At 66.5% G+C, this 1,271-nt stretch carries 1 protein-coding gene; it reads left to right on the forward strand.

From position 1 onward, the window contains the following. Positions 1-63 precede the first annotated feature (63 nt). Positions 64-1,253, forward strand: a protein-coding gene (locus ABIB58_RS16375) for an IS3 family transposase (protein ID WP_248118088.1) whose coding sequence is annotated in 2 segments (ribosomal slippage) — positions 64-322 and positions 322-1,253 — 1,191 coding nt in all. Because the reading frame shifts where the segments join, the coding sequence is not laid out codon by codon here. The last annotated feature ends 18 nt before the right edge of the window (positions 1,254-1,271 follow it).

The following is a 1,271-nucleotide window of genomic DNA, read 5'->3' on the forward strand; positions in this document are numbered from 1 at the left end:
TGACGTGACCCCCTGAAACTCCTCCAGGAATAGCTAGAGTCCGCCCAACGAAGGACGGACAGAATGAAGCGATCAAGGTTCACGGAAGAGCAAATCATCGGGATCTTGCGGGAGCAGGAGGCCGGTGTGGCGACGGCAGAGGTGTGCCGGCGACACGGTGTCAGCTCGGCGACCTTCTACAAGTGGAAGGCCAAGTTCGGAGGCATGGACGTGTCGGAGGCCCGGCGGCTGAAGGCGCTGGAGGACGAGAACACCAAGCTGAAGCGGATGCTGGCGGACGCGATGCTGGACAACGTCGCGCTGAAGGATCTGCTGGGAAAAAAGTGGTGACGCCCGCCGGCTATCGCGAGGCGGCTAGCCATCTGCAGGCCGCCTACGAGATGAGCGAACGGCGGGCGTGCCGTGTGCTGGGCGTCGATCGGACGAGCGTGCGCTATCAGGCGACGCGCCCGGACGACGGCGCGCTGCGCGACCGGCTGAAGGCTCTGGCCCAGGAGCGTCGCCGGTTCGGCTATCGCCGCCTGCACGTGCTGCTGCGGCGCGAAGGCCATGCGGTCAACAGGAAGCGGATCCAGCGGATCTATCGCGAGGAGCGACTGACGGTCCGTCGACGCGGCGGTCGGAAGCGCGCCATCGGCACCCGAAGACCGCTGGAGTTGCCACTGGTGGCGAACCAGCGCTGGTCGCTGGACTTCGTGGCCGACCAGATGACTGACGGGCGGCGCTTCCGCATCCTGACGGTGATCGACAACTGCACGCGTGAATGCCTGGCGCTGGTGGCCGACACCTCGCTGTCGGGCGCGCGGGTCGTGCGGGAGTTGGACGCCGTCATCCGGCAGCGGGGCCGGCCCGACACCATCGTCAGCGACAACGGGACGGAATACACCTCGAACGCGGTCCTGGCCTGGGCCGACAGCACCGGCGTCGGCTGGCATTACATCGCGCCCGGCAAGCCCCAGCAGAACGGCTTCAACGAGAGCTTCAACGGACGCCTGCGCGACGAGCTGCTGAACGAGACGCTGTTCCGATCCCTGCCGCACGCCCGCGCAGTGCTCGAAGCTTGGCGGCGCGATTACAACGAACGGCGTCCGCACTCGAAGCTCGGGTGGCTGACGCCGCAGGCCTATGCAGAAGCGCTCACCGGACAGATCGGCCGGTCCGCTGCGCTGGTTGGGGGCTGCGCTGACCGGCCTCTTGCCAACCCCGACAACCCCAGCTCAGATCACCAAAGGACTCTCGTTATGGCTGGATGAGAAATGGGGGTCACGTCA

This window comes from Brevundimonas sp. UYEF29 (genome assembly GCF_040546195.1).
GTDB classification, from domain to species: domain Bacteria; phylum Pseudomonadota; class Alphaproteobacteria; order Caulobacterales; family Caulobacteraceae; genus Brevundimonas; species Brevundimonas huaxiensis.